At 61.9% G+C, this 2,983-nt stretch carries 2 protein-coding genes; both read right to left on the reverse strand.

The window, feature by feature from the left end; genetic code table 11:
- Nucleotides 1-308 precede the first annotated feature (308 nt).
- Nucleotides 309-719, reverse strand: coding sequence for a hypothetical protein (locus tag BLR24_RS30160; RefSeq protein ID WP_093024361.1), 411 nt, complete (start codon nucleotides 717-719; stop codon nucleotides 309-311).
- A partial coding sequence (locus BLR24_RS30165; RefSeq protein WP_139188824.1) for a LysM peptidoglycan-binding domain-containing protein occupies nucleotides 716-2,983 on the reverse strand: 2,268 nt, incomplete at its 5' end. The genes BLR24_RS30165 and BLR24_RS30160, both read right to left, overlap by 4 nt.

Here is a 2,983-nt window from a genome sequence, read left to right on the forward strand (position 1 = left end):
TGGAAGTAGCGCTGGCGGTCTTCCTCCACCGGCCTGGCCGCCAGCTCGGTGCTCAGGGTCTGGTCGCGCAGCCGGGTGCCCACGTGGGTGCGGTTTGAACGCTTGAAAATTACCTGCCTCCGCGGGATGGCAGAGGCGACGGATTCATGTGGACAGGACACGGACCAGAGCGGCCAGCTGAACGCGCAGCACCGCAACGAAGAAGCCCTCACGAATCCGGCCGCAGTGGCCGGGCGGTGAGGGCTTTTTTGTTTTTAGCAGCTATGAATAGATGGCTGCGCACACGAGGAACAGATTCCCCATTGAATCTAGTTCAATCGATTGGCCAACTGCATTTCGTGATTCACGTTATAGCTCTGCAATTCTTCCGCCAGTGGCAAGGGTTCTTCGCCGAAGAGAAGTTCGTAGCTACGTTGCACAAAGCTTCGTACGCCATGCGGGGTGGGGATAGGTGCTGAACTAGCTTGCCAAACAATATCCCACATCTCACTAGATTCCCCCTGGGTCGCAAGCAGATAGCGAAGAGTGTTTCGCACGACGGTCTTGGTCTCTACCGTGAATGCACTGAAGCGGGGCAATACAGCTTCTTGAATGATCTTGTCCACGCACTTTTGATCGCTCCAGTCCTGCCTGTCTAAATCGATGCGCTCCTCCAAGAACATGAGCTCATAGAACAGATTCGGCAACACGTACGCATTCACTAGATTGGAGGTTTTCATGGCACAGACCTCAAGAGCGGGAACATTGTGTAGGGCTGACCATTGCGGTAGACGGCGTTGACGTTAGTAGTGAACATCCAGTTGCTGTTCGGCGCTTTTTTGTAGCCCTCACCGATTATCCCCTCCATCGAGAATGGATAGGCTTTGTTGACTCCACCATTCAACATGAATATGGAATCGGCACGCTGCATCGCCGCGCCCATGTCTCTGGACGACATGAAGCGCGTTGAATCTCTATATGCAAGATCAATGGAGTTGTCCGGAGCCACCCTTGTCGTCGCTCGAGTTTCCTGAGCCTCTAAGGTTGTGCCCGGGCCATGCTTTTCCATGAAATGAGTATTTGGATTGACCGCCTTGGCTTGAGCATCGCGTTGCGCAAGCCAATCAGACCAGGTCGCCTCGCTCTTGGACTCCAACAGTGTGCGGCGCTCCGTCGCACTGAGGCCCTCCCACTTGGCCTGCAGCTCTGCCATCCGCCCCGTCGCAAGCGCTTCGCTCTTGACTGCCTGCATCTCCATCCTAGTTGCCGTGCTTGCGCCTCCAGTGAGAACGGTACTCGCCGCGTTGATCAGCGTATCGATGCGCCCATCGCGTTGCTGCACCAAGTTAAGGTTCTTGCCAGTGGCGGGGTTGTAGCCATTGGGACTGGCGAAGCTTGCCCACGCAGTGCCCCCAGCATGCGCCAGCCCACCAACAATCTTGCCGGTGATGCTGTTGCCCATCACATGCTGCACCTCGGACGACAGCCATGTGCGTTCCCAGAAGGTGGGCGGCAGGTTGGTGATGGTGCCTGCATAGGCACCATTGGGCGCCGGGTAGTTGGACAGCCGTGCCGCCTCGCTGGCGTCGTATGAACCGTCGTCCTCGGCCGGAGCATTGACTGTGATCTCACGTAGAGTGATCCCTGTGTCGACCACAGGGCCACCAAGCGGCATCGAGGAATTTCCGCTTGCGAGCAACGCATTGCCCCGTGCCAGCAACTCCTCGTTCGTCATCCCGCGCAACGAGCCTCCAGCCGGCACTTGGTCGTTCGGATTGAGCATGTCAAGGCTCAACCTGTTCGAGTCCACACCGCCGCTGTAGCCCGGCCCGGCGGCCAACTGCACGCCACCTGCCATCGACAGATTGGCATACGGATTGACAGGCGCGTTGCCCGCCGTGATCCAGCTGAAGTCCGGCTCCTGGTTGCTCGGCATGGCCGATACCCCGGCCCAGTTGTTGTTCTGCCGGAAGAGCGCGTCAAGCTCGTTGTCGCCTTGGCCCCCACTGCTGCCCGAGGACTGCCCGTTCGCCGCTGCAATCGAGTCCCCCAACGCATTCCCGAAGGCATCAGTCGCAACCTGCTGAATCGCCACCTTGCCCCCGCGCATCACCGCAGCCGCCGTGCCCGCGACCAGGCCCGTCGCCAGTCGCGCCGCGAAGGCGCTGCCTGCGTTGTTGCCGAACGCTTCGCCGAACGCCTTGCCGATGGCCGGGCCTGCCGCCGCGCCGACACCCGCACCGACTGCGGATGCAGCGACCGACTTCCAGCTGAATTTGTCCTGCAAGCCGGTGACCACTGCGATACCCTGCGTCAAGGTGCTGCTCACGGCACCACGAATCGCCCCATTGAGGAAGACATTGCCCGTATCTGGGAGCAACCCGGCCCCGCCCAGGCCGGCCGTGACACCGCCGCCGATGGCCCCCAGCGCCACGCCCTTCCAACTGAAGCTGTCCTGCGCGCCGATCGCTATTCCGACCGCCTGGCTCGCGATGGAGCCAACGGCACCGCCAATGGCCCCCGCCGCGATGAGCGTGCCCGTCCCGGCGGTCGCCAGTGTGGCGCCCATGGCAGCGAGCGCCGCTCCTGCGGTAAAGACTGCAGCCACCACGGCGACCACCACCATGATGATCTGGCCGACGGCCCCGCACCCGCCATCCTCGGCCTGCGGCGTCGCCATCATCGTGGCCGAGTCGCTGGCGATCTTGCTCGGGTCGTAAGGCCTGAAGGTGCTCGCGTTGTCCGCACTGCCCACCTTGGTCGGAATCCTGAGCACCTGCCCGGTCCGCAGGTCCGCATCGCTGCTCAGCCCATTGGCATCCGCGATCAGGTACCACAGCGAACTGTCCCCGTACGCCCCCCGGGCGATGCTCTGCAGCGTGTCGCCCGTGGCCACCGCATAGGTGCCCGGGCTGCCCGCGGGGTAGTTGCCGTCGATGGGCTGGTAGCCGAAGCTGAAGTCGCTCTGGGCGCTGAAGAGCGGCCCGTTCTGCGCCAGCGCCGT

Source organism: Variovorax sp. OV700, from assembly GCF_900099805.1.
Classification (GTDB): domain Bacteria; phylum Pseudomonadota; class Gammaproteobacteria; order Burkholderiales; family Burkholderiaceae_C; genus Variovorax.